Below are 24,658 nucleotides of genomic sequence, written 5' to 3'. Positions count from 1 at the left end.
ATCAGGCTGTTTACTTTTCTATCGTCAAACTACTTTATGTTAGAAATAAAGCAGGATCGAAGTTATGTATTCACTACGATCCTGCCTATGGTCAATCAACTACTTGGGAAGTCGAAATCTGTTTTACTTTCATCATTGTAAGAAGTATCGAACCATCTCTCAGAAACGGTTTTAGTTTTCGTAAAGAAACGAACAGTATCCGGACCGAACATTTGCCCTTCACCAAATCTGGAGCGTTTCCATCCACCGAAGTTATGGTAACCAACCGGAATTGGAATCGGAACATTCACTCCTACCATTCCCACTTCAATTTGATCCGTGAATGTTCTTGCAGCGCTTCCACTGTTGGTATAGATCGTAACGCCATTACCATATTCATGCTCATTAATCAGATCAACCGCTTGTTCCAGCGTATCTACCCTAACAACGATTCGTGCAGGACCGAAGACCTCTTCCTTATACACATTCATATCTGTTGTTACATGATCGAGCAATGTTGGTGCTAAGTAATAGCCATTTTCATCCGCTACTTTAGGATTTCGTCCGTCCGCTGCGAGAACGGCTCCTTCTTCTATGGCCAGATCGATGGATTTTATTACACTCGCTTTTGCCTCAGCACTAATCACAGGTCCAAAATCTGCCTCTTTGTCATCGAACTTTCCGACTTTTAGCTCGTTTACTTTTTCCGTTAGCTTCGCAACAAACGCGTCAGCTGTTTTCTCACCTACAGGAATCGCAGTAGAAATCGCCATGCATCTTTGTGATGCGGCACCATAAGCTGCACCGAGGAATGAATTGACCGCTGTATCGATATCCGCATCCGGCATGATGACCATATTATTCTTTCCGCCACCGAATGCCTGTACACGCTTATGATTTTTCGTCCCTTTTTCATAAACTGCTTCAGCTACCGGCGTCGACCCTACAAAGCTAACAGCCATAACATCTTTATTCGCAAGCAGTGCATCCACAGCCTCTTTATCACCATTGACCACATTCCAAACACCAGCTGGCAGTCCTGCTTCAGACCATAGCTCCGCAAGAATTAATGCAGAATGAGGAACTTTTTCTGAAGGTTTCAGAATCATCGCGTTACCCACTGCTACTGCCATTGTACTCATCGCGACAGGTACCATGACCGGGAAGTTAAAGGGTGAAATACAAGTTACAACACCTAATGGCTTATGCATGGAGTACGAATTAATCTCTCCCCCTACATTTACCGAGTGCTCTCCTTTTAACAAGTGTGGAGCGCCAATGGCAAAGTCCACCGACTCGATACCACGTGTAATCTCACCTGTTGCATCGGATATTGTTTTTCCGTTTTCCTCACCTATCGCATAGGCCAATCGATCCGTGTTTTCTACAAGTAGGGCACGGAACTTGTGAAGCACTTCCATCCGTTTTCCAACTGAAATCTTAGACCAGTGAGTAAATCCTTCTTTCGCTAGCTTCACGACCTCATTTACTTCTTCTGTTGAAGCCAATGGTACTTTCGCAATCTTCTCTCCAGTGGATGGATTAAAGACATCTCCAAATCGTCCACTCTTGCCTTCTACCTCTTCACCATTAATAAAATGAGTTAATGTCTTTACATCTGTTTTTTGCATATGTCCATTCCTCCTAATTTATAGTAGATTTTCTTATACGTTTTGCTTTTGTTTATTCAACTTGTCTTGGATCATCAAGTAGGAAGAAGACATATCTTCATGAGCGTGACCCTTTTCTACTTCCGCTTCATAGTATTCAATAAGTTGCGACGCAATCGGCAGCTCTCCGTCAAGAGAATCCGATACGTGCTTTGCAAGCTTTAAATCTTTTAATAGTAATGAAGTCGTGAATGCACCTTTATTGTACTCATCTTGTGAAATATACGTCTTATAGTTACGAGTAAGAATTGTACTTGCACCCGAGCTAACGTTGACGATGTCATACACGATATCCTGATCAACACCTGCAAGCTTTGCTAATGAAAGTGCCTCAGCAACCGCTTGATTGTGAATACCTGCCATCATATTATTGATGAGCTTAACGATAGTACCAACACCCGGATCTTTTCCTACATGGAATACATTCGATCCAATAGCCTGTAGATAAGGCAGTACCGATTCAAATGTTTCTTTCTCGCCACCGACCATGATGGATAACGTAGCGTTCACCGCACCACTGACACTTCCGCTGACTGGAGCTCCCAAATATTCAAGGCTTTGCTGTAATGCCTCTTTTTCAATCTTCCTGTTCAACTCAGGTGAAATCGTGCTTAAATCTACTAACACCAACGGCTTCGTAGCGCTATTCACGATTCCCTCTTCGCCTAAATACACATTTTCCGCAATAGCAGGAGTAGGTAGACTAGTGAAAACGAGATCCACTTCCTTTAATAACGAAGCAGTTGTCAGGCCGACATGCCCACCCAATTCACCGAAGCTCTTTTCCGACTCTTTATTGATATCCAAAGCATAAACCGAATAACCTTTTTTCAATAAATTACGCGCCATCGGGAAGCCCATATTCCCAAGCCCAATAAATCCAATCTTCTTTTCATTAGCCATACATATTCCTCCTCTTTAATTCGCTTAACTTATGTAAGCGTTATCATTAGTAGTAAAAAAATATAGATACCTAACAGTTTGTAAACGTTAAACTACTTTTCATTTAGCAATAATTTCTTTCGCATACCGTAGTCACATACTACAGTCACTCAATAATATCTAAAAATATCCAAACAGTCAACCCGTTTTCTAAAAATTTTAAATAAATTCGTGAACATGGTATCCTGTTAACAAACATGGTAGAGGAGGAACAGAACATGACAGAACTTACACCCCGACAATTAAAAGCGCAAGAGACCAAGAAAAACCTCCTAGAAAAAGGCTTAGAGCTTTTCCATGAAAGAGGTTTCGATAATGTAACGGTAGAAAGTATTGCAAAAGCATGTAATGTTTCCAAAGGAGCATTCTACGTCCATTTTAATTCGAAATATGATGTCTTTTTGGAAAAGTTTAAAGATATCGATGAATTTTACCTATCATTCATTCCGAGCATTCCCGCTGATCTCAAGGCTTCAGAAAAGATTCTTCTTTTCTATAAAGGTCAAATGACGTATTTGAGGGATGTCTTAGGAAAAGATTTCATTCATACGATTTACACAAGTGCACTGGCATTAACGATAAATGACGATCACTATTTAACTAACCAAAATCGCCAATTGTATCAAATCATTCGCTCTTATGTAGAAGAAGGAGTAGAACGAAAAGAGTTTAAACGAGAGCTTTCGGTCGATGAGATTTCAATGCTCGTCACACGCTGCATGCGGGGAACGATCTATGACTGGATCATATTTAGAGAACGTCTGGATCCTGTAGTAGAAATTCACAGTATTACTTCCGTAGTGTTAGATGGATTAAAATGTGATAGTAATTCTATTAAGAGAGCGTGATAACATATCAGACTCCCTTTACCCATCGCTTGTTATTTCACCGTAAAGATCGATTGCTTCTTCCATGTACAACAGAAACTACACGAAAGCATTCGGTTTCAACTTTAGTAAATTCAAACACCTTCTACCTGTTTTGGGAGAAGGTGTTTTTACTGTAGGAACGAATACATCACCAACCGAATTGTGTGGGGACCTGGCACCGTGTCCTGACTGGAGGAACGAATGCATCCACAACCGAATTGTGTCGGGACCTGGCACCGTGTCCTGACTGGAGGAACGAATGCATCCACAACCGAATTGCGTCGGGACCTGGCACCGTGTCCTGACTGGAGGAACGAATCATCCACAACCGAATTGTGTGAGGACCTGGCACCGTGTCCTGACTGTAGGAACGAATACATCCCCAACCGAATTGTGTGGAGACCTGGTACCGTGTCCTGACTGTAGGAACGAATGCATCCACAACCGAATTGTGTGGGGACCTGGCACCGTGTCCCCCAGTGTCCCCCGTCTCCACATATGTACTAATCCCCCATCCCCCAACATATAGATAGTCCGTAAGAGAAAAGGGAGGAATCATTCATGAAGTCAGCAATACAAAAGAGCAACGCAAGAGGTACTACAAAACAGACCACAATGAAAGCAGCGATCGTTAAAGAATTCCAGACAAAGTTGCAGATCGAAGACACACCAAAACCGACACCAGGAGCCGGTCAGGCATTAGTTAAACTAGAAGCATGCGGCGTTTGTCATACAGACTTACACGCAATCAACGGTGACTGGCCTGTCAAACCGAAACTTCCTCTCATTCCAGGACATGAAGGCGTAGGAATTGTAGAAGCTATTGGACCGAACGTCACGTCCGTAAAAATTGGTGACCGCGTCGGTATACCTTGGCTCTACTCTGCATGTGGTGAGTGTGATTATTGTCTAGAAGGGAAAGAAACATTGTGCCATAGTCAAGAAAATGGTGGCTATTCAGTGGACGGCGGATATGCGGAGTATTGCCTTGCAGCTGCGGATTACGTCGCGAAGATTCCTGAAAACCTAAGCTCTGTTGAAGCCGCACCGATTCTATGTGCAGGCGTGACAACATATAAAGCGTTAAAAGTTTCCGGCGCAAAACCAGGTGACTGGGTCGCGATTTATGGCATCGGTGGATTGGGCCATGTAGCGCTACAGTATGCGAAGGCTATGGGGTTCAATGTAGTGGCGGTAGATATTGCGGATGAAAAATTAGAGCTTGCGAAGAAACTCGGAGCTGACATTACAGTGAACGGCAAAAATGAAGATCCTGCCGAAGCGATTCAAAAACAAGTCGGTGGCGTACAGGCGGCCATTAGCGTAGCTGTAGCTCAAGTACCATTTGAGCAAGCGTATCGTTCCGTTAAACGTGGTGGCACTTTGGTCGCTGTTGGACTTCCACACGAAGATTTACCGATTCCTATCTTTAATACGGTTCTCAACGGTATTACTGTAAAAGGTTCTATCGTTGGAACACGAATCGATATGAAAGAAGCGTTGGATTTTGCTGCGCGTGGTAAAGTGAAGGCGCAGATTGAAACGGCTCCCCTTTCTGATGTGAATGCAGTTCTTGAAAAGATGGAAAAAGGGCAGATCAATGGGCGTATCGTGTTGACGTTTGATTGATAACAAGTAGAACAGTAACAACATAATTCCATATCCAGATCATCAGAACGAGGCTTCCAATCAGATTATCGATTGGAAGCCTCGTTTATTGTGGTTTATTCGGTTGGTAGAATAGCCTGTGTTGCAAATCCTTATCCGGTAATAGAATGAAAAACACAAAACTCCTTCTATTACTACTCAGCCAGGTAACCTTTGGCCGCTATTTATTGAAGGATGTTAAAGACTACTCTATAAATACTCTTTTATTTACAACAACCGTGTGTATTGCATTACATCGCCTTGCTGGAGGTTACATATAGTACAGCAAGGAGGTGAAGTTTATGTCGAAATGTGAAAAAGTAAGCAAAGAATGGCTTTTCTTCTTCGGGCTTATAGCCGGATATGCTTTGCTCGGCTTGTTCTTGATTATCCCCGCCATATTGCCAATCGGAAACGCGGTGCTGTTGGTCCTATTTGTGTTTATCGTGACCATCATCGTGTTGTTCGCCTTGGCGATCATTCTGAAAGGACTGTCCCGGCTGTTTCATCATCGTAAACACTGATGATTAAATGCAGCCGCCACTTTAGTAGTGGCGGCTGTGTTGTACATATTTAAGTGTACTGGCCTAGTACCTCCTCCCATTCAAGACTCAACACGTGATTTCGTCGGATTGCCTTTTGGTGATGGAATGTCAGTGGATTCAGCTAATTTCATTAAATAATATATTTCTTCACGCGCCATGTGATCTGCCATTAAGGGGGTTAGTGTCCCTAGCGTTTCTTTCTTCAAATCCATCTCTTCCTGTAAACTCTTCAATTCATTCATTCCCTAGTCATACTATGTGTAGCCGCTGCTTTTATGTATGTGTTCACGGTAGAGATACACCATGGTTATTCCAGACAAACATAGACTTTCACGCGCAACCAGTATATAGAAGCGAAGGTTAAATAACTCATGGACGTGCTGCATATAGTGAGCATAAATACAATTAGAGGACGTGGTTGCGATAATAGAAAGAGCGCTACTTTTCATTATCATCTTACGAGTCATTTCAGGAAGTATAGAAATAACAGCTGCTGCACTCATGTTTAAATTCAATGACTTGGAAAAGGCGTTTTATATTAACTCTTTACTTGCATTAGTAGGCCCTTTTATACTAATTGTTACGACAGGAATAGCCTTGCACGGTCTCACAGAAAAAATATCTTTAGTACGAATGATTTGTCTTTTTGCAGGAATCTTCCTCATTCTGTTTAGTTTAAAGTCCAAATGAATTCTTCATTCCATACATATTCGGAAATAGAAATGGACCTGACAGTTCAACATGACTGTCGGGTCCATTTTAGTTTTTTGCATTCGATTCTTCAATTTCCTCGATATTAATGAACTTAAAAACCATAACAGTCAAAATGACTCCCAGTACAGCGGCAATGATATAACTGCCGAGGAGAAAATCTTTCATCGCAATTGACATCAAAGGCGGGCCTGCTGCTACTCCAATAAATCTTGCTGAACTATAAAATGAGGAAACAGTGCCTCGCAGCTCTTTTTCAATATTTTCCGTTATAATTGCATCCAATGCAGGCAATAAGGCACCAATGGCTACTCCCACTATAGTCGTCACGATTAACAAGAAAACCAACTTTTTGCTTGTTAAGCCAACGAAAACGACACTGGCTGACATGACAATTAAGCAAATGATCATTAACCTTTTTATCGTTTTCAGATCCCCTTTAATTTTCCGACCTGATAAATAGGAAGCAATGCAGAGGAATAATAGCGGAATAGCTAAAACAAATCCTTTTTTGATCCCCATAATATCATGTGTTTTTTCAAGATTTTCTGAGAGAAAAAACAACATACTGAATAATACTAGCATGACGAGTACTCCATTGAGAAAGACGGTATATAACCATTTACCTTCTGACGCAAATATTTTCTTCGTGTTCTTTATAAACACCTTAAACTTTACTGGTTCATCCTTCTCTTTCGGCACTTTAACAAAGAAAAAGATCAATACAAAAGAAATGACACTAAGTACGGAAATAGAGAAGAACGGCAGGAACCATAATACAGCAGCAAATACTGAACCTAAAATAGGAGCTAATACTTTACCAAACGTGTTCGACGTTTCAATAATCCCTAAACAATTACTGCTTTTCTCGCCATCATCTTTATATAAATCCCCTACAAGCGGTAAAACGATTGGCATAGCACCAGCCGCTCCCATACCTTGTAATACCCGGCCGATAATAATCATCGTATACGGGTCATCCATCTTCCACGAAGCAAATCCTGCAATGAGACCCCCGATCAATGCAAAGACCAAACTTGGCAATATCACCATCTTCCGTCCGAAGCGGTCCGACAAGTATCCCGCTACTGGTATAAGGAAAATAGCCGCCACCGAATAACTGGTAATGATCATACTCGATTGGAACGATGTAATTCCCACTTTGTCTTCCAATAAGGGTAGTACGGGTATGAGCATGGAATTCCCCAGCGTCATAATAAGAGGAATTGAGGCTAGACTTACAATGCACCATACACTAACTTTGTCAGCACCTTTTTCCATTACCACACCTCATCATATTTTGCTCTACAGATTAAAGGTATGATTTCCTAACGATTTTTTTTATACTTGACTAGTTATTTCATTATCGTTGCTAACATTATATGTAAAATACCATACGAAAACATCCCAGCGAAGATTAGTTAAAATAACGCTTGATAAGCCTCGATCCCGAAGTAAATTCCAAAACCGATCATAGATATAGAAGAAATAATGGAAACGATTATTAAAAGCCGATCGGATAAGAGCTTGCGTGCCCCACTGGATAAAATGGCCATAATCAAATCCACAATCATAATTCCCGACAAAATCGCCAGACTGTTTATAATGATTTGATGTTCCGTTGAGCCACTAGCTGTTTTTGCAAGAATGGAACCGTATATACCTAACCAAAAAATAATAGTCAACGGATTCAACAATGACATCAAAAAGCCGGTCAGCATGGTTGTTCTTAGTCTGACTCTTTTACCGAATTTCCAACCCGTTTCAATCTTATTCAAAGTCAGCAAATTTTCTATACCTGTGTACATAAGAACAAAACACCCGAACGACCAGAGAATGATCTTAATTAAAGGATATTCAATAAATTGTCCAACGCCAAAGTACACGAGGAACATATACATAATATCCGTTATCACGGAACCAAAACTAAAAGCCCAAGCATGAAAAAATCCTCTTTTTAATCCCGTATTTAACAGAACGGTTTTAACAGGACCAATTGGCGCAGCTAAGGATGCTCCCAAGAATATATATACAAACAGTGAATTCACAAATCTACCCCCTCTGAAATGCAGTCCTTGCATTTTATTCGAAAATATTGACGTATAGGACTTTTCAGGAGAGATTTCAGAATGTTTTTTTAAGTACTACGAATATCAGCAGCTCAGTCTAGCCAAGTAGATTTTATAAAAGGATCTCTACTATTTAATGTTCATCATGAGAAATGCACGGGAACCCCGTCACGTCTTCAAATGGATTAAATAATAACTACTTCATATAGATGAGTAGCGCAATCAAATGTGCAATAGGCAGCCAGTGAATGCGGCCCCTACTCAACGGAGTCTATCGCAAACTGGTAGATTACTACTGGATCATCATGGTGCTCAGTCGAGTTCTAAAACTAACAGACAAGGCCAGTGTAGTAGCATTAGTTGTATTCATCTCACTCCGAATTATTGCATCTTCACGATATTAACAATGCTTTTATTTGGAATGATTAAATTGTGTGGGGACCTGGTACCACAATAAAACGACTATTCAGGAAAACTACATTCCCCAAATAGCCGTTCTATTATATTCAACGTCCCATAGCTTCATTAAAAATCTCATCACGGCGTACTTTCTTACCCTTTTCATATTCATCCCGAAAGCTTTTCGAATATGCATTACTGTAGCCATTAGCTTCCAAATCTTTCTCCAAAGATTCTATTATTCCATTAAACATAAAATCCGTCTTGGCTTCAAAGGTGTCTGCTACCCCCATATATTTGCTATACATATAGGCATAACTGAAACTCTTCTCTGCTTCTTTTTTTATACTGTATTCATCTTTCACGCGGTCGATCACGGAATTGTGTTTGTCATCCACTTGTTCATGAAAATTCGTGAATACCGGTTCGTATTTCTTTTTAATTTCGGCAACAGTTGCTTTAACAGTCGACTTTTGGCTATTTGCATCATCATTCGATACCTCGTCATCTTGCCACGTCGATATCGATGAAGGTCTGTCGATACTACTGTGATCGGCATTGTCTCCTGATAGTGTAACACTCAATAATTCAGTATCATCATCAGAACTTGATGTGGTCCCTTCGTCTGACTGCCCACCCTCCCAGTCCTCTTCTTCTAATACAGGATGTACTTTACTAAGTTTACCCTCTGTTTGATCCATCACGAGCTTTGTTCCTTTTGGCAATACTACATCGTACGGATCTTCTAAAATATTATCTATCTGATCATCTGCCACATCGTATTCTTTGAATTGAAAGATATAAAGAAGATAGCTGCCACTAACGATAATAAGTGCTATTACTACAGATAATAAAATGAATAATTTCTTCTTCATAAAGAACCCCTTCACTTGATATATTTTATATAAGTTTATCAGATTGCTTAATAGATAGGGAACAACAATTGGTATATTGAGGATTTTTTTTGTAATGTACGACTTGGCGTTCTTGCTATAATTTAAGTTGAATCCTTTGATTGTGGTTCACTTAGGTAATAAAAAAATGTCTACCAGCGAATTGTATCGCTGGTAGACACCTATTGGTACAAAACAAGTAAAGCATCGCAAAGTATTTTAGCCGCCATACTCTCGAATCATTTCAGTCGTCTTAGTTTTCTCTTCATCTGGTACCAACAAATACCAAATGTCATTAATCACTTTATTCTCACCTGTTATTTGATACGTTGATATATCACGTCGTACGTTTTTATAATTTTTATATAATTCTTGAATTTCGTCAAAATCCAAGTTTGTTACTACGTTTTTCCCAAGTATACCGATTAATTTATTGATTCTAGTGACAGACTTGACATTGACTCCCTTGTCAATAACGGCTTGGATCACTTTTCTCTGTCTTTCATTACGACCTACGTCGCCTTCCGGATCGTTTTTACGCATACGTACATACGAAAGAGCTTCTTTACCATTAAGCGTGACCTCGCCCTCTTTAAAGGTTCGTCCACCTTCAGTAAACTCAAAATTATTATGAATGGTAATACCGTCAACCGCATCTACTAAATCCTCTAACCCTTCCATATTCACCCGCACATAATAATCCAAGTCAATATCTAAAAACTTTTCAACCGTATCAACAGACATTTCACTGCCGCCAAATGCGTACGCATGATTGATCTTATCCTTTACACCTTTTCCGACAATTTCTGTCAAAGTATCACGAGGAATACTTACCATTTGCGCTCTTGAATTGTCCGCATCTAATGTCATAACAATCATCGTATCCGACCGGCCTTTATCTCCTGCGCGCTCGTCCACTCCCATTAACAAGACATTCAAAGAATCACGCTTGGCCACTTTTTCTTTTGTGACTTCTGTGTCAATAGCTTTAACAGATTCATGAGTATCTTTATTCACAGTAGATTTAACAGAGCCATACACAGTGAATAAATAAATCCCGCCAGCCACTACGAGAATTGCGATCGTTATGAGTGTAATCCATAACCACTTTAATTTACTTTTTTTCTTTCTTGCCAATCCATTCATCCCCTAAATCCCTATATTCTACAGAGTATGTAATTTACAAATTTATAGTATGTATGACACAATCTATTATATTCTATAATATCACACTACTTTTTGCCCTGCTAATTTTATTTTGATTGTGAGGATGTTTTGAAATGGATGTATAAATATAAAAATTCTTTTATCTGATTGCTCGGCTTGCTTTTTATTGTCTCAGTTTAATTGGTGGCTGTACTATACATATATAATTGTGTGCGGACCTGGCACATTCTATGATATCCCTATCAATAAGCACGAGTAACCCATAGTTTCTCCCAATCCTTATATTCACTATTTCCTTGTCCAGCATCATAATCAATTGTCACTTTATTTAAATCGATCCACCTAATCATCTGATCACCATCGAAATAAAATCGTTGTTCTTTATCGCCCTCATATTGGAAAATGAAAAATACTTCTCCATTTCCAGTATAGTAGTACTCGACAGTACCTTCAGAAGAACGATCTATTGTTTTCCGTATAACTCCATCGCTATCACTATAATTAATCATGGTATTTGAAAAAACTGCTTCATCCATCGAAGATATATGGTCATTAATCCAATGATACTCTTTTCTAATATCTAAGATAATAGGTTCTATCTCACCTGGATGTATTAATGGTTCTTCTTCCATCGTCTTCGAAGCACTAGAATGGATAGATTGATTAAAAGCGATAACTTTATAGATAGGTTGATCCTTTTCCGCTTCTGAATAAAAAGTCAACGTGGAATCTTCAGTGCCATACGATATATAATACGAACTATCTTCCTGTCCGCTATCTACAGACAATTGATCACTTTTCTCCTTGAGCACGGCACGGACATCTTCAAGATCTGCTGTAGATTTTGAATCCAATAGTAGAAGCGCTGAATGGATACGATGATAGCCAGGTACACGACTGTAGGTAGCATCCTCATAATCCATGCGATCTTCACCTTCCCTAACATACTCCACATTAGCTGCTCCAAGCATGTCTAGTAGTTCTTCCCTCGTACTACCTAGATGGTATACCGAAAGCATATCGCCATTTCTCATATTCTCGAGTATATCTACGTCTTGATAAAGCAGAGTAGCCGTCGACTCATCACGTACAACAACATTTGACTCTTCTTTTTCTTCTTTGACTACCGGAGCGGCCACAGCTTCAAGCGGTGGTTCATCTTTGTTCATTCCGAATACAAAGTATACTGCTACCAAAATGACGATTGCACTACCAACAAGTAAAAATATGTATGGTCGCTTTTTTGTTTTATTGGATGCATTCTCCGTACTTCTATCCATTTGGGATGAAACACTCGGTAATTTAGCTCCACAGTTTTCACAAAAAGCTTCACCGTTTGCAACAGTTCCGCAGTTTTCACAATGTACCATAGCCACTTTCCTTTCATCTTACCTCTGCATATATATACCTAATTAAAGCATATACCTCTATAAATAAGAAGTAGTAATACGGAAAGATTAAAAAAATTCCTGAATTTAACTGAATTAGTAATTTCCTTTTCCTCTCTTGCATTTAATTATAGTTATATAAGACTCAGGTCCTTTAAAATTTCCACTTATCCATTATTTATACCTACTAATGAATTTTTCATGTATAATTCATAGGACCAATACAAAGGAGTGAATCAAATGAAGTTTTGTACCGAATGCGGCCAAAAGAGCGATGAAACGTCCACATTCTGCGAAAACTGCGGCACACCGTTTGGCGACGAAAAGAATTCTTCTAGTTCGCCAGCCACCAACCTACATAGTACATCTTTCCAACCGGTCCAAGTACCAGCAAAGAAAATGAGTAAAAAGCAAAAGATTGGGGGAACGATCGCAGGCTTAGCTATCCTTCTACTCATTGTCGCTCACTTGATATTGAGCAGTGTGTATGACCCTGTAAAGAAAGTGCAGGCGATGAACGAAGCGTATAACAGCCAAGATAAACCAGCCTTACTCCAGCAGTTTGCTCTTAAGAAAGGAACCGTCGCAAGTCCTGAAAACTTTTATTCTATTGTAAATGAATATGGCTGGACCGATTTACGCAACCAACTGATGATCGAAGCAGAACACGTCAAAACTAAGCAGCCAACCGATCTTATTTATCATAATGGCGAATTCATCTCCGTCAATCCTAAACCTAAAGTATTTGGTTTATATCAAGATGCTGAATTTACGATCATACCTACTGAAGTTTCAATTGAAGTCCCCTACAAAAACATAAAACTGACGTTTGACAAGCAAGAGGTAACTAGTCAGCAAGATGATGAAATCATTGTTTTAGGAGACTATCTTCCAGGAGAATATACATGGACTTATGAGTACGCGGATGGACCACTACCTCTTTCAGGCAGTAACACGTATGACTTGAATGGACATGAAGATAGTAAACAGCTAATTGTTCCAGACTGGAATTTCACAGCGATAGAATTATCTTCAGATATCGAGGATGCGATCGTATACATCAATGATCAATCGACTAAGAAGACGATTGCTGAGTTACAAAAAATCTATCCCGTGCAACTTGATCCTACTCTCAAGATTCACGCGGTCTTCACAGACAAAGAAGGTAAAGCTCATACATCTGAAACAGTAGCCGGGGATAGTACTAGTATATACTTGCCTTTTCAATATGTAGAAAAACAACAAGAGCTTAAAAATAATGAAGAAACAGTTAAAAATATATACAAGAACTTCCGTGACGATTATGCCAATAGTATCTATTATGCCGACTTCGATTACATACAAAATTATTTTAAAGACGGAACTAAAATCAAACAAGACTATGCTAAGTTCGTCTATGATCATCGGAATATACCAGGGTATAATTACGACTTTCTATTAAACGATATTACTGCTTTCAAGACCATTTCTGATACGCAGTTCGAACTCCACTCTCTTGAAACGTTTGATTTTGTATCTGATAAGGAACAAAAGGTTTTCTATGAGCGGAAAAAGAAATATTCAATTTCCAAAGTAGGCGATGACTATTATTTTGATGCGATAGTAGATCTAGATACAAAAAAGACTGTCTATTAATGAAAAGAGGTTTTCACAATGAAAATTTGTACAGTATGCAACAATACACAAGCCGGCGGGAATTTCTGCGGGAAATGTGGCGGCCCATTGGAAACGGAAGTAGCAGCAACAGCCAATCCAGAAACGCCAAATTCTTTTACACCGCCTAATCATGCAAATATCCAACAGCCTTCTCCCTCTACAGAAGTAACTGTTCAAAGTAACGAGCAATTGGATCAATTAAAAGAGCATTCCAAAGCCTATTTCACGTACTTTGTCCAGCAACTAAAATCACCATCTACTAATGCACATGAAGTAGCCAATCAAAAAAATCATCTCACTAGCCTAATCGTATACATGGTCTTAACTGCTATCTCGGTTTACTCATTATTGAATAGCACTATTGGAGCAAGCGCCTTCAGCATCGCTACTCCCTCATTTATCCAAATCTTATTGTACAGTATTATCTTTTTAGCCATATTGATTGGCGTAAGTTTAGTATCCATATATGTTACATCCAAACTATTCTCTGATACACTAACGTTTAAAAACATACTCAGTAAAATCGGCAGCTACTTTGCATTACCCATCACCTTATCAGCCGTGGGGATTTTGTTGAGTATCTTAGGATCAAATCTAATTGCAAGCTTCAGTGTGTATATAGGTATTTGTCTAGCCGTCGGTCTAATCCCTCTATATGTCATGATCAAACAACTACAAATCAAGACAAAAGGAATAGATGGTTTTTACGCATTTATATTCTATTTGATCGTAACGGCTATTATAGGAGCGATCATCGGCGTATTCATCATGGATTCTACTATTGGAGATATGTTAGATTATATTTGATTGCAACCGCTATATGATTTTGATTGTTTATTCACTATACGTAAAAAATCTTCTACCCAGATAACTGGATAGAAGATTTTTTTGTTAGCTACTATAAGTTAGGTAGATAAGTGAATTCTATCTTCTTTCCTAAACTAGGAGTTAATCCTATTAATCTTTACTGGGTCAAATGTAGGGACAACACAAAATCAAATCTATCCCAGATCCATCCAGATTCCCTCTAACACGATTTCATAGTTTCCTTAAAGTATGCATAATTAATTTTCGGACTAATACGGTACATCGGATGGGTGAACTCAACAAAACGAGTGCCGAAAGCATCTCCATAGAGCGCACCTGATTCACATACCTCAGTCTGAAAGTCTAGTATTTCTCTAACGATTGAGAACGTCCCACAGCACAACACAATATCTGGATTGATCAATTCAATTTCCTTAATCCACAACTCTTTTGACACTATAGCATAAGACTTAACATCAGCCATATTACTGCTTCCCTTGCCACCACTCTTCTTCAGATTGGTTATAGCTAGGCTCGATAAACCCTCTGCAATGTTCTTTTCTTTCCGCTCGAGTATGGAATTATACGAAGGAAACCCTTGCTGCATACTGGAACTCCATAAACCTAGAATTACCATCGTACGATAGAACTTCAATTCTTCAATCTGTTTACGAATAAAGTAAACAAGCGACCAATTTCCATTTTGCTTTTCATCATTCACTTCTTTGAGTAGATACAATACCTTTGTTTCACACGATTCATACCATTCCTCATTGACAATTCCGCCGCCAACAAAGTGACCGGGATACTCCTTTCGCCACTCTTCATACAGCGTAGATAATTTTTGATTAATGAGCATTCCTTTTCAGCCCCTTAGTGTAAGAAAGTTTACTAAATGAATTCTAAGACTTAATTGGATCGGGTCCTGGTATCATCTATGGAAAGGGTCATCTATAATGGATTATATGTTCTTTAAATTCTTTATAATTCCATACTTGTAATTTTGAAGATTGTGCTTGTACTTTCTGTTTCAGTTTTTTATCTTCAGTGACAAGAATGTCCGCATTAGCATTGGCTGTAACTGCAATAATGGCATCATTAATATGTTTTGGGTTGTCTTTATGGATAGAAATAAATTTAATGCCATTCTCTTTTCCAATTCCAATTTTTGATTTACCTATGCGGGAATGCCCAATAACTAATATTCTTGTTTTAATTTCGTTAGTTGGTACTGTGAGTAAATTATTCCTCATAGTTATATCATTAACATTATTAACTTCATCTATCTGGATATGTGTCGTTAATATCTCAATAATCTCTTCACCTATTAGGCTTCTAACTAAACTCAAGACCTCTTCATCAACTATTAAGCAATCATAAATATTTGTATCTATCATAACTTTCATGAGGTTCTCCTCCTCTTATAGTCAATAAACATCTTGGTCCCAACTTGTTGTATCTAGAGGATAAGCATTTCAATTGAATTGTGTGGGGCCTGATACCTGGTTCTTAAACACAATAGGTACAGTTTTTTAAGATTTTAAATGTCAATACCATGAGCTAATAACCAAGCTTTATAACTAATTGCTACTGTTTCAACAACAATTTTTTCACTAATAGATTTCAAAAATGCTATTGATTTTGTATTTCCCTGCTTTGCCTGATTTAATTCATTTTCAATACGGGGATTAGAATTTAATGATTTAATAAATTTATTTGGGTCATTAAAGTCCAAAGTTTCCATAACGGAGTTAACAACTTTTATATCACTTGAATTTAAAATATCTACCCCTATATCAAAACCTTGAATATAGTTATTAGAAAGTAGAACATCTTTGCTGTTTTCAATTCTTATACCTGTGCTTTTATGGTTCATAATTATCCCTCCTTACCTACATAATACAACCAGAAGTTATATTTTCTTACGTGATCTCTTATTTGATTACATTTTAATCTAGTTTGGTCTATACTGATAATAATTGTATAGGAATCTAATACCTTTTTCAGGTGCCAACGGTTGTATTACAGGTACTAGGTCTCGGCACATTTCAAAAGTCTCCAAAATCATGTTCATGATTGGAAGGCTTTTTCTCTATAAACATATCCCACTGTAAAACAAGCAGAATCTCTATTTCACCTAATTGTGTGGGAACCTGGAACCCTTTCGAAGTAGCTATTCTACTTTATCTCTCGCAAGCAATACCATCTTTATCACGATCAAGGCCCTTATGTGAGTTATAGACACTAGCTGAAATCGCGGGCTTTAGCTTAGTCTCACCCCCTTTATTCTTCACGGTAGCATTCATTGCAACTCCACCCGGATATACTTTATTCAACTGCGTACAATTCTTAAACTTCGCTGCTGCCGCTTCGGTTGATTGGACTGGTAGTAAAACGATACTGCATGCTAATAGTGCGGGTAAAACTTTCTTCGATAACTTGTTCATCATTCATTCTCCTCTTTTACCACTCATATTTTTACACCCACTATGGATAAATCACCAGCTCCAGTTACGAGCCTTAACTCTTACTTCAGTAACTATTCCCTTAATCACTTAGCTGGCAGAAACTGGCTATCATAATAATACCAAGTTGCTAGATATTAGTATAGATATATTTGGTGAAATTGAATTTCCTACAAGCGAATATAAATATCGTTTCTTATTAATCTGGATACTCCCATTAATATAATTGTCTGGTAACCCTTTTTCCCCAATTGTGTGGGAACCTGGTACCTTTTAAGAGAATTCCTACTAAAGCTCTAAAGGACTATTGAACCTTATATTAAATATTTAAACTATTAGACTAGTACGAGAACAAAAAAATTAGGAAAAGGAGAATGTCTAATGAAAACAATGACAAGAAATTGGCTTATGATTATTGCGTTTGCCGTCATAATTAGTGGTATCGGAGGTTTGGTTGCACCTAAGGAAACAGAAGCTATGTTCATTGAATACAAAAGTGGCTATTTTACTAATTACGTTGAAACACAAAGTTATAAGAAGACTTATGGAAGTAACGTTAAAAATATCTATATTCTCACTGGTTCAATCAAGGCAAATAGTACAGCAGGTGGGTCATTCATGCTATACATAGAGAAGAGACCATACGGTAGTAAAAACTGGCAGATAATTAAAACGGTTATAGCAAATAAAAATGGTACAACTGATTTTGATTCCCCTAAATTCTCACAACGGGATGAATACAGGTTCAAGTTGGTGAATCTTGGAATAAAAAACAGAGTAAATTACCAACTAGATTGGGTTCCATGGCCTGCTAAAAATTAATAGACAGCTAGCCGTAATCAAATGCGCCAAAGTGTAGGTATGAAGTATCCCTATCATTACTGATCCACAGTCCAAGACTTTATGAATTCCTATTATATTAAAAAGGATCAACCATATCGAAATGGTTGATCCTTTTCTCATGATAAGTACTAGGTGCTCATTGAATTCGTAGTTGTTTTATAACCTGGCAGCTTTCACTAGTTTTGAAATGTAAACGGCAAATAACGAATAGATTGTATCTAAACGTGTGGGGACCTGGTACCTATTTCAAAAAACCTGTATCCTTTTCAAGAAAACTCTCTATATGAAGTATGAGGAGTACAAAACGAGTACTCCAATAACACTTATCTCTAGGGGGACAACGATATGAAATTATTAATTAACGAAGAGCCGATTCCATTATTACCATCATTGGCAATAAAAGTTGGATTAAACGCCGCGCTATTCCTACAGCAACTTCACTACCGCTTGAACATCTCAAAAAATATACGGGATGGTCATAAATGGGTGTTCAATACATACGACGACTGGATAGAAGAGTTTCCATTTTGGTCGCTCAACACGATCAAACGTATTACGTACGACTTGGAACAAAAGGGATATCTGATTTCCACTTCAAAGCACAACAAGATGAAAATCGATAACACGAAATGGTATCGAATCGATTATGAAAAGCTACCATCTTCCTATAAGCCAAATGACATACCGTCTGACCCAATAGTGGACGCGGCACCATCCCAACATGAGACGACTGCCAACTCACATTGAAACGGTGGCGTATCCCACTTTGGGACGGCCTATAACCAAAGAACTTAAGAATATAAAGAATAAACCCATTGTCGAGAAGAATCTCGACGTCGCACATTCTGTGATTCAGTACCTAAATGACAAAACCGGAAAACATTTTAAACCTCAATCCGCTGCTACCCGTAAATTCATCAACGGTCGAATCAAAGAAGGCTACACGCAAGAAGACTTTATCCGTGTCATCGATCTAAAGACCAAGCAGTGGTTGAACCGTCATGAATTCAGCGCATTCCTGCGCCCATCTACGTTGTTTAACGCAACGAACTTTGAAAACTACGTCAATGAACTGGTCACGCCAAAGACATCGAAAAGACGCCTACTCGTTGCACCCGTGCTCGATTTCAACAGGGGTGATGAGTATGCGATAAATAGTGAACTGGTGGAATCAAAGACTTCTTTTTAAGAGTAGCCAGTGCATCATTTTTTTAATATTGAAGTGTGAAGCGGACAATCTTTAACTTTTCTTGAGACTTGTAAAAGTAACTCCTAAAATTGATACACTGATTGTACCAAGGAGGTGCTGCGTTTTATATGTATTATTTGATTGAAGCCTTACAGTTGTTTGTAGGTGGATCGCAAATAGTTATACTTTTCTCTTCTATTTCCCCTTTTTAACTACTCGAATTGTGTGGAAGTTGTGTGGGGACAGGTAACCTAACTAAACACCTCGTACTCGACAATAGGATATAAGTACGCTTACTCAATCCATATACTCTTCCATACCGAGAAGTTCGTCTATCTTAAGCAAACAGTAAGTAACGTAGCCGGAACGAGTTTTCTCAAAAGGTGGCGGCAAGTACCGAAGAATGGAATGCGTATCTATAAAGGTCAATGAAGATTCAGTATCCAAACTATAGGATGGAAAAGAGCTGAATGGATAATCAGTGAGGCGATAAACCATAGGAATCTTCGTTTCAATTGGATTGCGGTGAATATAGCGGCTGACTGCGAGGAGGGCTTGTGGAGTATCGACTTCTTTGGCAAAATAGAGACTTTGGTAAATGCGTCCGACATGGCGATAGCGCTTCGAATAATAGTCGCTATATCTCCGGTTGATCTGCCGCATGATGTGGGACAAGTCATCTTCCGATCGTATGAGTAAATGAAAATGATTGATCATGATGCAAAAAGCAATTAACGCGAAACGATAGCGCTCCGCCGCATGGCTGATACAGCGCATTAGGTGATACATGTCCTCTTCACACGAGAAAATATTCTGACGGTTATTGCCACGCATCACGACATGAAAATAGACATTCGGACGCCAATTTGGTTTACGTTTGGACAGCACTTTCACCTCCTATCGACTTCAAGCCAGTAGGCAGCTGTTTCCACTCAATCGCCTCTTCCAAAGCTTCCATCGAAATATCCGGCCTTCCTTGCAAGTCCGATATTGTGCGGGCGATCCGAATGAGTTTGACCTGTGTCCGATTACTCCATTTCCGTTCGAAACAGACATCACCAATTATATTCAACTGCTCAGCCGCAAATCTGGCAGTCTTCTCCAGTTGTTGAAATGAAACCGTGCCATTGCGTAGATCATTTCCGTATCGCACACGTTGAAGTTCGCGCGCTTTCCCTATGCGTTTTCGAATATCTATAGAGCTTTCGGAAGTAGTTTCTCTTTCAATCAACTGCTCTGCAAAGACAACACAAAATCCAATCTTTCTAAAATCGGACCAGATACTTTCAGTTGGTAGTTCGTCACCTGTTTCGAAGAACATGTACAGTATCGTTCATGGGAACCATAATAACCACATGGACAAGGATTCGTTGCAGCAATCAAAGTAAACGATGCCGGATAACTCACAGTCTGCTTGACCCGACTAATCGTCACTTCTCCAGACTCCATCGGCTGCCGCAACATATCCAAGGTCTTTCTTGAAAATTCACCCAGCTCATCAAGAAACAGTATTACGCGGTGCGCCAAAGAAATCTCTCCAGGCTTCGGATAAGTACCCCCACCAATAAATGAAATAGCAGAAGCGGAATGATGTGGTTGACGATACGGCGGACGTAAAGTCATCCCCTGCTTTTCCCGCGCAAGATGATACAAGCTATACACTTCAAGCGCCTCTTCCTGTGCCAAGTCAGACATAATAGAAGAAAATGCACTGGCCAACATACTCTTACCGTACCCCGGCGGACCGATCAATAACGTATGATGTCCCCCTGCCGCCGCAATTTCCAATGCGCGCTTCGCCTGCTGCTGGACACGGATCGAAGAAAAATCCGTCTCTGGCTGCTCGTGAGTAGGTGCCTGTTCTATAATAACAGGAGAAAGAAAGCCCTCAAACAAGAGCGTAGACTATCCTCGAAGATGCTCAAGCAACGCTTCCACTGTCGGAAGCGGAATCAATCCACATCTTGCGCAAAGTCAAGAAACGACACATCCACTGGCGGAAAAAGATCCGTTTGAAGCCTAACGTCAACGCTTACTGGATTGCAGGCAACAAGCCATGGAACGGAACCAACTCGCCATGCAGCGATAGTGACATAATCACGCGGATGGAATCATCTTTCAGCAAAGGCTGAACCGTCAGCTCCTGAATAGCAGCAAGCAACATCGCACCATCAAAACCCGTCCCACTCTTCCGTATATCCACAGGTGATAAATGAATCGTAATCTTCTTCATCGTCATATCAAAATCCAAATGGTGCAAACAACTTAAAATACGCTCTTTCGATTCCTTGTTACTCACATCCGGCAACCCGATAATTACACACTGTTCCTTATCAACACGTATATCGGCCTCCACACGGACCCGTTCCCCTTTTAACCCCTGCAGCCCAATACTCATCACAGTCTACGCAATCTCTTCACCTTCTTTGCTAGATATGATTGTACTGAGTATGTAAGTGTCAAATAGTGAACACATATTAATAGAAGCAGATACGTGAGATACTCCTCCCATAGAACATATTTTGGGAGGTATTTATTTGAAAAGAAAAGAAAAAGAAGCATACTGGTCTGCAAAAATCGATGAATATTAAAACAGTGGACTAGCACTTTCTGAATGGTGTGAAACCGCAAAGGTTGCCGTTCACAATATGAAGTATTGGCTAAGGAAGCAGTCACCAGTTAATCATACCGAACTTAAGGAGACCAGTTGGGTCTCCTGCGTAGTGGAAGAATCGATAGAGAACTCGATTTCCTTGAAAGTAAGTCATGTGGATATCGAGGTGACGAGTGGCTATGATGAAACTCTGTTACTTCAAGTTATCCGGACGCTACGTCAGATATGATGAATGGTCGCGCCGTTGGGCGCGTCTATCTGGCTGCTGGTCCGACAGATCTTCGGAAGTCGATTGACGGACTAGCTGTCATTGTCCAAGAGCTGTTCTAACTTGATCCTTTTTCCAAAGCGCTTTTTGTCTTCTGTAATCGAAAGAGAGACAAACTCAAGATTCTATTCTGGGATCACAATGGATTCTGGCTCTATTACCGAAGGCTTGTGTTTTGCAAGAAGAAAGTGCATAAGTTTGCAATGAAAAATACACAAGCTTGCCAGCCTTCAATTTAGTTTTTATCTTTGTCGCGATAAAGCGTTTGTAACTCTGAAACTATCTCCAGTGAAATTCAAAATGTGAGCATGATGGATCACACGATCTACTAATGCGGCAGTTAGTCTAGAATCACTAAATACACGATTCCATTGACTAAACTCCAGGTTTGACGTGATAATCAAGCTTTTCTGTTCGTACCAATCTGAAATAAGTTGGAAAAGGAGCTCAGCTCCTTCTTTGTTGAAGGGTACGTATCCCATCTCATCTAAAATAATTAAATCCACACTTTTGAATCGACCTCTAAACTGCGCTAATTTGCCGTCGCGCCATGCTTTTTCCAATGATTCAGCGAGATCAGAAACTCTGTAAAAGCGTACTTCTAATCCACGCTTACAAGCCTCATAACCTATGCCAGTTGCGAGATGTGTTTTCCCTGTACCTGGTGCTCCAGTTAATATCAAGTTCTCTCTACGACCGATAAAGTCTATCTTACATAGTTCCTCACTATCAATGTGTGCTGGAAAATGAATTTGTTCATTCCATTGAAATGAAGAAAGTGACTTCTTCTGAGTAAATTTAGCTTTCTTTATTAAGCGTTCTGATTTTGCTTCCTCCCGGAATTGAAGTTCCTTTTGAAACAACTCATCTAAAAATTGAGTAGGATTCTCGAAAGGGATATCTTCGTAAATCTCATTCACATAAGCCAAGCGTAATGTTTTACAAATACTTTTCAGATTAGAAGTCATGGAGTTTCACCTTCAATCTGTGACGTACTTTGTAACTGATCATACATACTCCAATTAACATCATAAGGATGCTCTTCAGGTTCTTTTAAGACTTCAGATTGGCCACTCAAGAGGTCGTAGAATTCATCATTGATTTGGTTCATATTATGAGTTGCTAATAGCGCTATTAACCAATGTAAACGTTCTTTACGAATCGTCAGATTTGAGATATTGATGTATTCATAGATACGACCTGGAAGATACGGAGAGAACCGTGAATAGCTTACTGCACGCGGTTTACTTAACCAAGATTTTAAGATTGATTGCCAGGGAATCTCACGATTCTTATGCATGTAAGGACGGTTGTCTTCATATAGAATCTCTCCGTGAGGAGATAGTACTTTGAATCGGTCCCAATACTTCACAATAGATAAGGATGGATAGTTATTTCCTCTTGGAATATAGACTCTCACTTTATCTAAAGTGATTTCACCATACTTATTAGACTGAACCTTACTCTCTTTAAACACGGGGAATTCTTCATCTGGTAGAGCCAATAAGTATTCAAATTCTTCCTCCAAAAGTTTTTGTATCGAGATTTTCTTCTCATAATGAATTCGTTCTCGATCTTTTGTATGCTTTTGCTGCAATAAGTTCGTCAGATGTTCCAAGTTCTCTATAACTGGTGCGGGCGTGATGAAGTTATATCGAACATAGCCAACTTTATTTTCTACATTTCCTTTCTCGTGTCCTGAATACGGATTACAGGCTTGAGGTTCGAATCCGTAATGATTCGCAAACTGTAAGAATTCATTTGCAAACACAGTTTCTTCGTGTTTATTTCTTGGTTTAGTGACAGCGGTTACCATGTTGTCGATTCGGATTTTTCTTGGTACGCCACCTAGCTGCTGAAATATTCTCTTGAGTCCATAGAGAAGACATTCTTGATTTTCTGATGGCAACGGAATTGAATAGGCATCATTACTGAACGGTAGGGTCATAATTAAACAGTGAATATCACGATACTTACCATCTTGTACAGCTTCCATTAACCCGAAATCTAACTGCGCTTCTGCAGGCGGATGTATAAGACGCTCATAGTTTTTATCTGTAGTTTCATCTTCAATATCCTCTCTACTTTCTCGCCACTCTTTAATAAAGTACGATACGGTCCGATAGGAACCTTTGAATCCTAGAGCTTGTAGCCCAGTAAAGATCCCTTGGTTTGTTCTCCGTTTCTTTCTCTTTAGCTTTTGATCTTCCCAAAGCCAATCACTAACAATTTCTCCCCATTTTTCTTCGTACATCATACCGGATCTTTTCAACACTTTCTCTTGAGGCAGTTGGTCTTCATCCGCATACTTTTTAACAGTTCTCCAATTAAGATGTAACGTTTTTGCTATGTGATTTATAGATAATGATTTCTGATTCCTCATTAATTTGATACAATTGATTTCAGGCATTGCCAGCATTCCTCTCAACCTCCACTGATTTGATTCGACACCAATACAGTAGAGAAATTTTGGAAGGCTGGCAAGCCTTTTTTTATTATTTTACAATTGCAGCGTTATGTACTTATTCCTTTCAAAC

Annotated in this window: 27 protein-coding genes and 2 pseudogenes; 11 read left to right on the top strand and 18 right to left on the bottom strand. The window is 39.3% G+C overall.

Features of this window, described 5'->3' with window-relative positions; translation table 11 throughout:
- Positions 1 to 95 precede the first annotated feature (95 nt).
- Together CSV72_RS09960 and CSV72_RS09955 are read right to left on the bottom strand one after the other, a co-directional pair.
- Positions 96 to 1,610, bottom strand: coding sequence for a CoA-acylating methylmalonate-semialdehyde dehydrogenase (locus CSV72_RS09960; RefSeq protein WP_099678223.1), 1,515 nt, complete (start codon positions 1,608 to 1,610; stop codon positions 96 to 98).
- A gap of 33 nt (positions 1,611 to 1,643) precedes the next feature.
- Entirely contained in the window at positions 1,644 to 2,552 is a 909-nt protein-coding gene (locus CSV72_RS09955; RefSeq protein ID WP_099678222.1) for an NAD(P)-dependent oxidoreductase, read from the bottom strand.
- Positions 2,553 to 2,809: 257 nt separating this feature from the next.
- Here CSV72_RS09955 and CSV72_RS09950 point away from each other — a divergent pair, with 257 nt between their 5' ends.
- From CSV72_RS09950 to CSV72_RS09940, 3 genes are all read left to right on the top strand, one after another.
- Complete coding sequence (locus CSV72_RS09950; RefSeq protein ID WP_099678221.1) at positions 2,810 to 3,439, top strand: TetR/AcrR family transcriptional regulator; 630 nt, start codon at positions 2,810 to 2,812, stop codon at positions 3,437 to 3,439.
- 636 nt (positions 3,440 to 4,075) lie between these two features.
- A complete protein-coding gene (gene adhP, locus CSV72_RS09945; RefSeq protein ID WP_099678273.1) occupies positions 4,076 to 5,089 on the top strand; it encodes an alcohol dehydrogenase AdhP in 1,014 nt (337 codons plus the stop codon).
- A 320-nt stretch (positions 5,090 to 5,409) separates the two neighbouring features.
- A complete protein-coding gene (locus CSV72_RS09940; RefSeq protein ID WP_099678220.1) occupies positions 5,410 to 5,631 on the top strand; it encodes a hypothetical protein in 222 nt (73 codons plus the stop codon).
- A gap of 80 nt (positions 5,632 to 5,711) precedes the next feature.
- Here the strand turns inward: CSV72_RS09940 and CSV72_RS09935 are convergent, their stop codons facing one another.
- Positions 5,712 to 5,885, bottom strand: a complete 174-nt coding sequence (locus tag CSV72_RS09935) for a DUF2935 domain-containing protein (RefSeq protein ID WP_369802900.1) — start codon at positions 5,883 to 5,885, stop codon at positions 5,712 to 5,714.
- A 181-nt stretch (positions 5,886 to 6,066) separates the two neighbouring features.
- Here CSV72_RS09935 and CSV72_RS09930 point away from each other — a divergent pair, with 181 nt between their 5' ends.
- Positions 6,067 to 6,342, top strand: a complete 276-nt coding sequence (locus CSV72_RS09930) for a YqhV family protein (RefSeq protein ID WP_099678219.1) — start codon at positions 6,067 to 6,069, stop codon at positions 6,340 to 6,342.
- A 69-nt stretch (positions 6,343 to 6,411) separates the two neighbouring features.
- On the opposite strand, the gene CSV72_RS09925 is transcribed toward CSV72_RS09930, so the two are convergent.
- From CSV72_RS09925 to CSV72_RS09905, 5 genes are all read right to left on the bottom strand, one after another.
- Positions 6,412 to 7,644 carry an MFS transporter gene (locus CSV72_RS09925; RefSeq protein WP_099678218.1) on the bottom strand — a complete coding sequence of 411 codons (1,233 nt, stop codon included), beginning with the start codon at positions 7,642 to 7,644 and terminating at the stop codon, positions 6,412 to 6,414.
- Positions 7,645 to 7,784: 140 nt separating this feature from the next.
- A complete protein-coding gene (locus tag CSV72_RS09920; RefSeq protein ID WP_099678217.1) occupies positions 7,785 to 8,411 on the bottom strand; it encodes a LysE family transporter in 627 nt (208 codons plus the stop codon).
- A 527-nt stretch (positions 8,412 to 8,938) separates the two neighbouring features.
- On the bottom strand, positions 8,939 to 9,706 hold the full coding sequence (locus CSV72_RS09915) for a hypothetical protein (protein ID WP_099678216.1): 768 nt from the start codon (positions 9,704 to 9,706) through the stop codon (positions 8,939 to 8,941).
- Between the two features lie 237 nt (positions 9,707 to 9,943).
- On the bottom strand, positions 9,944 to 10,870 hold the full coding sequence (locus CSV72_RS09910) for an LCP family glycopolymer transferase (RefSeq protein WP_099678215.1): 927 nt from the start codon (positions 10,868 to 10,870) through the stop codon (positions 9,944 to 9,946).
- A 263-nt stretch (positions 10,871 to 11,133) separates the two neighbouring features.
- Positions 11,134 to 12,261: a hypothetical protein gene (locus tag CSV72_RS09905; RefSeq protein ID WP_099678214.1), complete on the bottom strand. Its 1,128-nt coding sequence runs from the start codon at positions 12,259 to 12,261 to the stop codon at positions 11,134 to 11,136.
- Between the two features lie 258 nt (positions 12,262 to 12,519).
- Here CSV72_RS09905 and CSV72_RS09900 point away from each other — a divergent pair, with 258 nt between their 5' ends.
- Together CSV72_RS09900 and CSV72_RS09895 are read left to right on the top strand one after the other, a co-directional pair.
- Positions 12,520 to 13,914: a TcaA 3rd/4th domain-containing protein gene (locus tag CSV72_RS09900; RefSeq protein ID WP_099678213.1), complete on the top strand. Its 1,395-nt coding sequence runs from the start codon at positions 12,520 to 12,522 to the stop codon at positions 13,912 to 13,914.
- Between the two features lie 18 nt (positions 13,915 to 13,932).
- Positions 13,933 to 14,742 carry a DUF6574 domain-containing protein gene (locus tag CSV72_RS09895; protein ID WP_099678212.1) on the top strand — a complete coding sequence of 270 codons (810 nt, stop codon included), beginning with the start codon at positions 13,933 to 13,935 and terminating at the stop codon, positions 14,740 to 14,742.
- Positions 14,743 to 14,962: 220 nt separating this feature from the next.
- On the opposite strand, the gene CSV72_RS09890 is transcribed toward CSV72_RS09895, so the two are convergent.
- The 4 genes from CSV72_RS09890 to CSV72_RS09875 form a co-directional block, all read right to left on the bottom strand.
- Positions 14,963 to 15,601, bottom strand: a complete 639-nt coding sequence (locus tag CSV72_RS09890) for a hypothetical protein (protein ID WP_099678211.1) — start codon at positions 15,599 to 15,601, stop codon at positions 14,963 to 14,965.
- A gap of 88 nt (positions 15,602 to 15,689) precedes the next feature.
- Positions 15,690 to 16,148, bottom strand: coding sequence for a hypothetical protein (locus CSV72_RS09885; RefSeq protein ID WP_099678210.1), 459 nt, complete (start codon positions 16,146 to 16,148; stop codon positions 15,690 to 15,692).
- Between the two features lie 134 nt (positions 16,149 to 16,282).
- Entirely contained in the window at positions 16,283 to 16,618 is a 336-nt protein-coding gene (locus tag CSV72_RS09880) for a hypothetical protein (RefSeq protein ID WP_099678209.1), read from the bottom strand.
- Between the two features lie 307 nt (positions 16,619 to 16,925).
- Positions 16,926 to 17,192, bottom strand: a complete 267-nt coding sequence (locus tag CSV72_RS09875; RefSeq protein ID WP_369802899.1) for an excalibur calcium-binding domain-containing protein — start codon at positions 17,190 to 17,192, stop codon at positions 16,926 to 16,928.
- Between the two features lie 396 nt (positions 17,193 to 17,588).
- Between CSV72_RS09875 and CSV72_RS09870 the strand changes: the two genes are divergently transcribed.
- The 3 genes from CSV72_RS09870 (at position 17,589) to CSV72_RS09860 (ending at position 19,239) form a co-directional block, all read left to right on the top strand.
- On the top strand, positions 17,589 to 18,029 hold the full coding sequence (locus tag CSV72_RS09870) for a hypothetical protein (RefSeq protein WP_099678207.1): 441 nt from the start codon (positions 17,589 to 17,591) through the stop codon (positions 18,027 to 18,029).
- 366 nt (positions 18,030 to 18,395) lie between these two features.
- Positions 18,396 to 18,797, top strand: coding sequence for a hypothetical protein (locus CSV72_RS09865; protein WP_099678206.1), 402 nt, complete (start codon positions 18,396 to 18,398; stop codon positions 18,795 to 18,797).
- A gap of 19 nt (positions 18,798 to 18,816) precedes the next feature.
- Complete coding sequence (locus tag CSV72_RS09860) at positions 18,817 to 19,239, top strand: conserved phage C-terminal domain-containing protein (protein ID WP_158232191.1); 423 nt, start codon at positions 18,817 to 18,819, stop codon at positions 19,237 to 19,239.
- A gap of 297 nt (positions 19,240 to 19,536) precedes the next feature.
- Here the strand turns inward: CSV72_RS09860 and CSV72_RS09855 are convergent, their stop codons facing one another.
- The 4 genes from CSV72_RS09855 to CSV72_RS09840 form a co-directional block, all read right to left on the bottom strand.
- Positions 19,537 to 20,127: a transposase gene (locus tag CSV72_RS09855; protein WP_233191223.1), complete on the bottom strand. Its 591-nt coding sequence runs from the start codon at positions 20,125 to 20,127 to the stop codon at positions 19,537 to 19,539.
- Positions 20,111 to 20,470 carry a magnesium chelatase subunit ChlI family protein gene (locus CSV72_RS09850; RefSeq protein ID WP_158232190.1) on the bottom strand — a complete coding sequence of 120 codons (360 nt, stop codon included), beginning with the start codon at positions 20,468 to 20,470 and terminating at the stop codon, positions 20,111 to 20,113. Before CSV72_RS09850 ends, CSV72_RS09855 begins: the two co-directional genes overlap by 17 nt.
- Positions 20,467 to 21,135, bottom strand: coding sequence for an ATP-binding protein (locus CSV72_RS09845; RefSeq protein ID WP_099678203.1), 669 nt, complete (start codon positions 21,133 to 21,135; stop codon positions 20,467 to 20,469). Before CSV72_RS09845 ends, CSV72_RS09850 begins: the two co-directional genes overlap by 4 nt.
- Before the next feature lie 136 nt (positions 21,136 to 21,271).
- Complete coding sequence (locus tag CSV72_RS09840; RefSeq protein WP_158232189.1) at positions 21,272 to 21,637, bottom strand: magnesium chelatase domain-containing protein; 366 nt, start codon at positions 21,635 to 21,637, stop codon at positions 21,272 to 21,274.
- Positions 21,638 to 21,842: 205 nt separating this feature from the next.
- Between CSV72_RS09840 and CSV72_RS16750 the strand changes: the two are divergent.
- A pseudogene (locus CSV72_RS16750) lies at positions 21,843 to 22,082 on the top strand (hypothetical protein); the annotation flags it as partial.
- Positions 22,079 to 22,360: pseudogene (tnpB, locus tag CSV72_RS17045) on the top strand (IS66 family insertion sequence element accessory protein TnpB). The pseudogenes CSV72_RS16750 and tnpB, both read left to right, overlap by 4 nt.
- Positions 22,361 to 22,363: 3 nt before the next feature.
- Here tnpB and istB read toward each other — a convergent pair.
- Entirely contained in the window at positions 22,364 to 23,089 is a 726-nt protein-coding gene (istB, locus tag CSV72_RS09830; RefSeq protein WP_085428212.1) for an IS21-like element helper ATPase IstB, read from the bottom strand.
- Complete coding sequence (gene istA, locus CSV72_RS09825; RefSeq protein ID WP_233191221.1) at positions 23,086 to 24,504, bottom strand: IS21 family transposase; 1,419 nt, start codon at positions 24,502 to 24,504, stop codon at positions 23,086 to 23,088. The genes istB and istA overlap by 4 nt, the downstream gene beginning before the upstream one ends.
- Positions 24,505 to 24,658: the final 154 nt, after the last annotated feature.

The organism is Sporosarcina sp. P20a (assembly GCF_002743175.1).
GTDB lineage: Bacteria > Bacillota > Bacilli > Bacillales_A > Planococcaceae > Sporosarcina.
This window is presented reverse-complemented; position numbering and strand designations above follow the sequence as displayed.

Coding starts and splice junctions, on each gene's coding strand:
- CSV72_RS09960 (WP_099678223.1), bottom strand. CDS start 1,610: ATGCAAAAAACAGATGTAAAGACATTAACTCATTTTATTAATGGTGAA.
- CSV72_RS09955 (WP_099678222.1), bottom strand. CDS start 2,552: ATGGCTAATGAAAAGAAGATTGGATTTATTGGGCTTGGGAATATGGGC.
- CSV72_RS09950 (WP_099678221.1), top strand. CDS start 2,810: ATGACAGAACTTACACCCCGACAATTAAAAGCGCAAGAGACCAAGAAA.
- adhP (WP_099678273.1), top strand. CDS start 4,076: ATGAAAGCAGCGATCGTTAAAGAATTCCAGACAAAGTTGCAGATCGAA.
- CSV72_RS09940 (WP_099678220.1), top strand. CDS start 5,410: ATGTCGAAATGTGAAAAAGTAAGCAAAGAATGGCTTTTCTTCTTCGGG.
- CSV72_RS09925 (WP_099678218.1), bottom strand. CDS start 7,644: ATGGAAAAAGGTGCTGACAAAGTTAGTGTATGGTGCATTGTAAGTCTA.
- CSV72_RS09915 (WP_099678216.1), bottom strand. CDS start 9,706: ATGAAGAAGAAATTATTCATTTTATTATCTGTAGTAATAGCACTTATT.
- CSV72_RS09910 (WP_099678215.1), bottom strand. CDS start 10,870: ATGAATGGATTGGCAAGAAAGAAAAAAAGTAAATTAAAGTGGTTATGG.
- CSV72_RS09905 (WP_099678214.1), bottom strand. CDS start 12,261: ATGGTACATTGTGAAAACTGCGGAACTGTTGCAAACGGTGAAGCTTTT.
- CSV72_RS09900 (WP_099678213.1), top strand. CDS start 12,520: ATGAAGTTTTGTACCGAATGCGGCCAAAAGAGCGATGAAACGTCCACA.
- CSV72_RS09895 (WP_099678212.1), top strand. CDS start 13,933: ATGAAAATTTGTACAGTATGCAACAATACACAAGCCGGCGGGAATTTC.
- CSV72_RS09890 (WP_099678211.1), bottom strand. CDS start 15,601: ATGCTCATTAATCAAAAATTATCTACGCTGTATGAAGAGTGGCGAAAG.
- CSV72_RS09885 (WP_099678210.1), bottom strand. CDS start 16,148: ATGAAAGTTATGATAGATACAAATATTTATGATTGCTTAATAGTTGAT.
- CSV72_RS09880 (WP_099678209.1), bottom strand. CDS start 16,618: ATGAACCATAAAAGCACAGGTATAAGAATTGAAAACAGCAAAGATGTT.
- CSV72_RS09875 (WP_369802899.1), bottom strand. CDS start 17,192: ATGATGAACAAGTTATCGAAGAAAGTTTTACCCGCACTATTAGCATGC.
- CSV72_RS09870 (WP_099678207.1), top strand. CDS start 17,589: ATGAAAACAATGACAAGAAATTGGCTTATGATTATTGCGTTTGCCGTC.
- CSV72_RS09865 (WP_099678206.1), top strand. CDS start 18,396: ATGAAATTATTAATTAACGAAGAGCCGATTCCATTATTACCATCATTG.
- CSV72_RS09840 (WP_158232189.1), bottom strand. CDS start 21,637: ATGAGTATTGGGCTGCAGGGGTTAAAAGGGGAACGGGTCCGTGTGGAG.
- istB (WP_085428212.1), bottom strand. CDS start 23,089: ATGACTTCTAATCTGAAAAGTATTTGTAAAACATTACGCTTGGCTTAT.
- istA (WP_233191221.1), bottom strand. CDS start 24,504: ATGAGGAATCAGAAATCATTATCTATAAATCACATAGCAAAAACGTTA.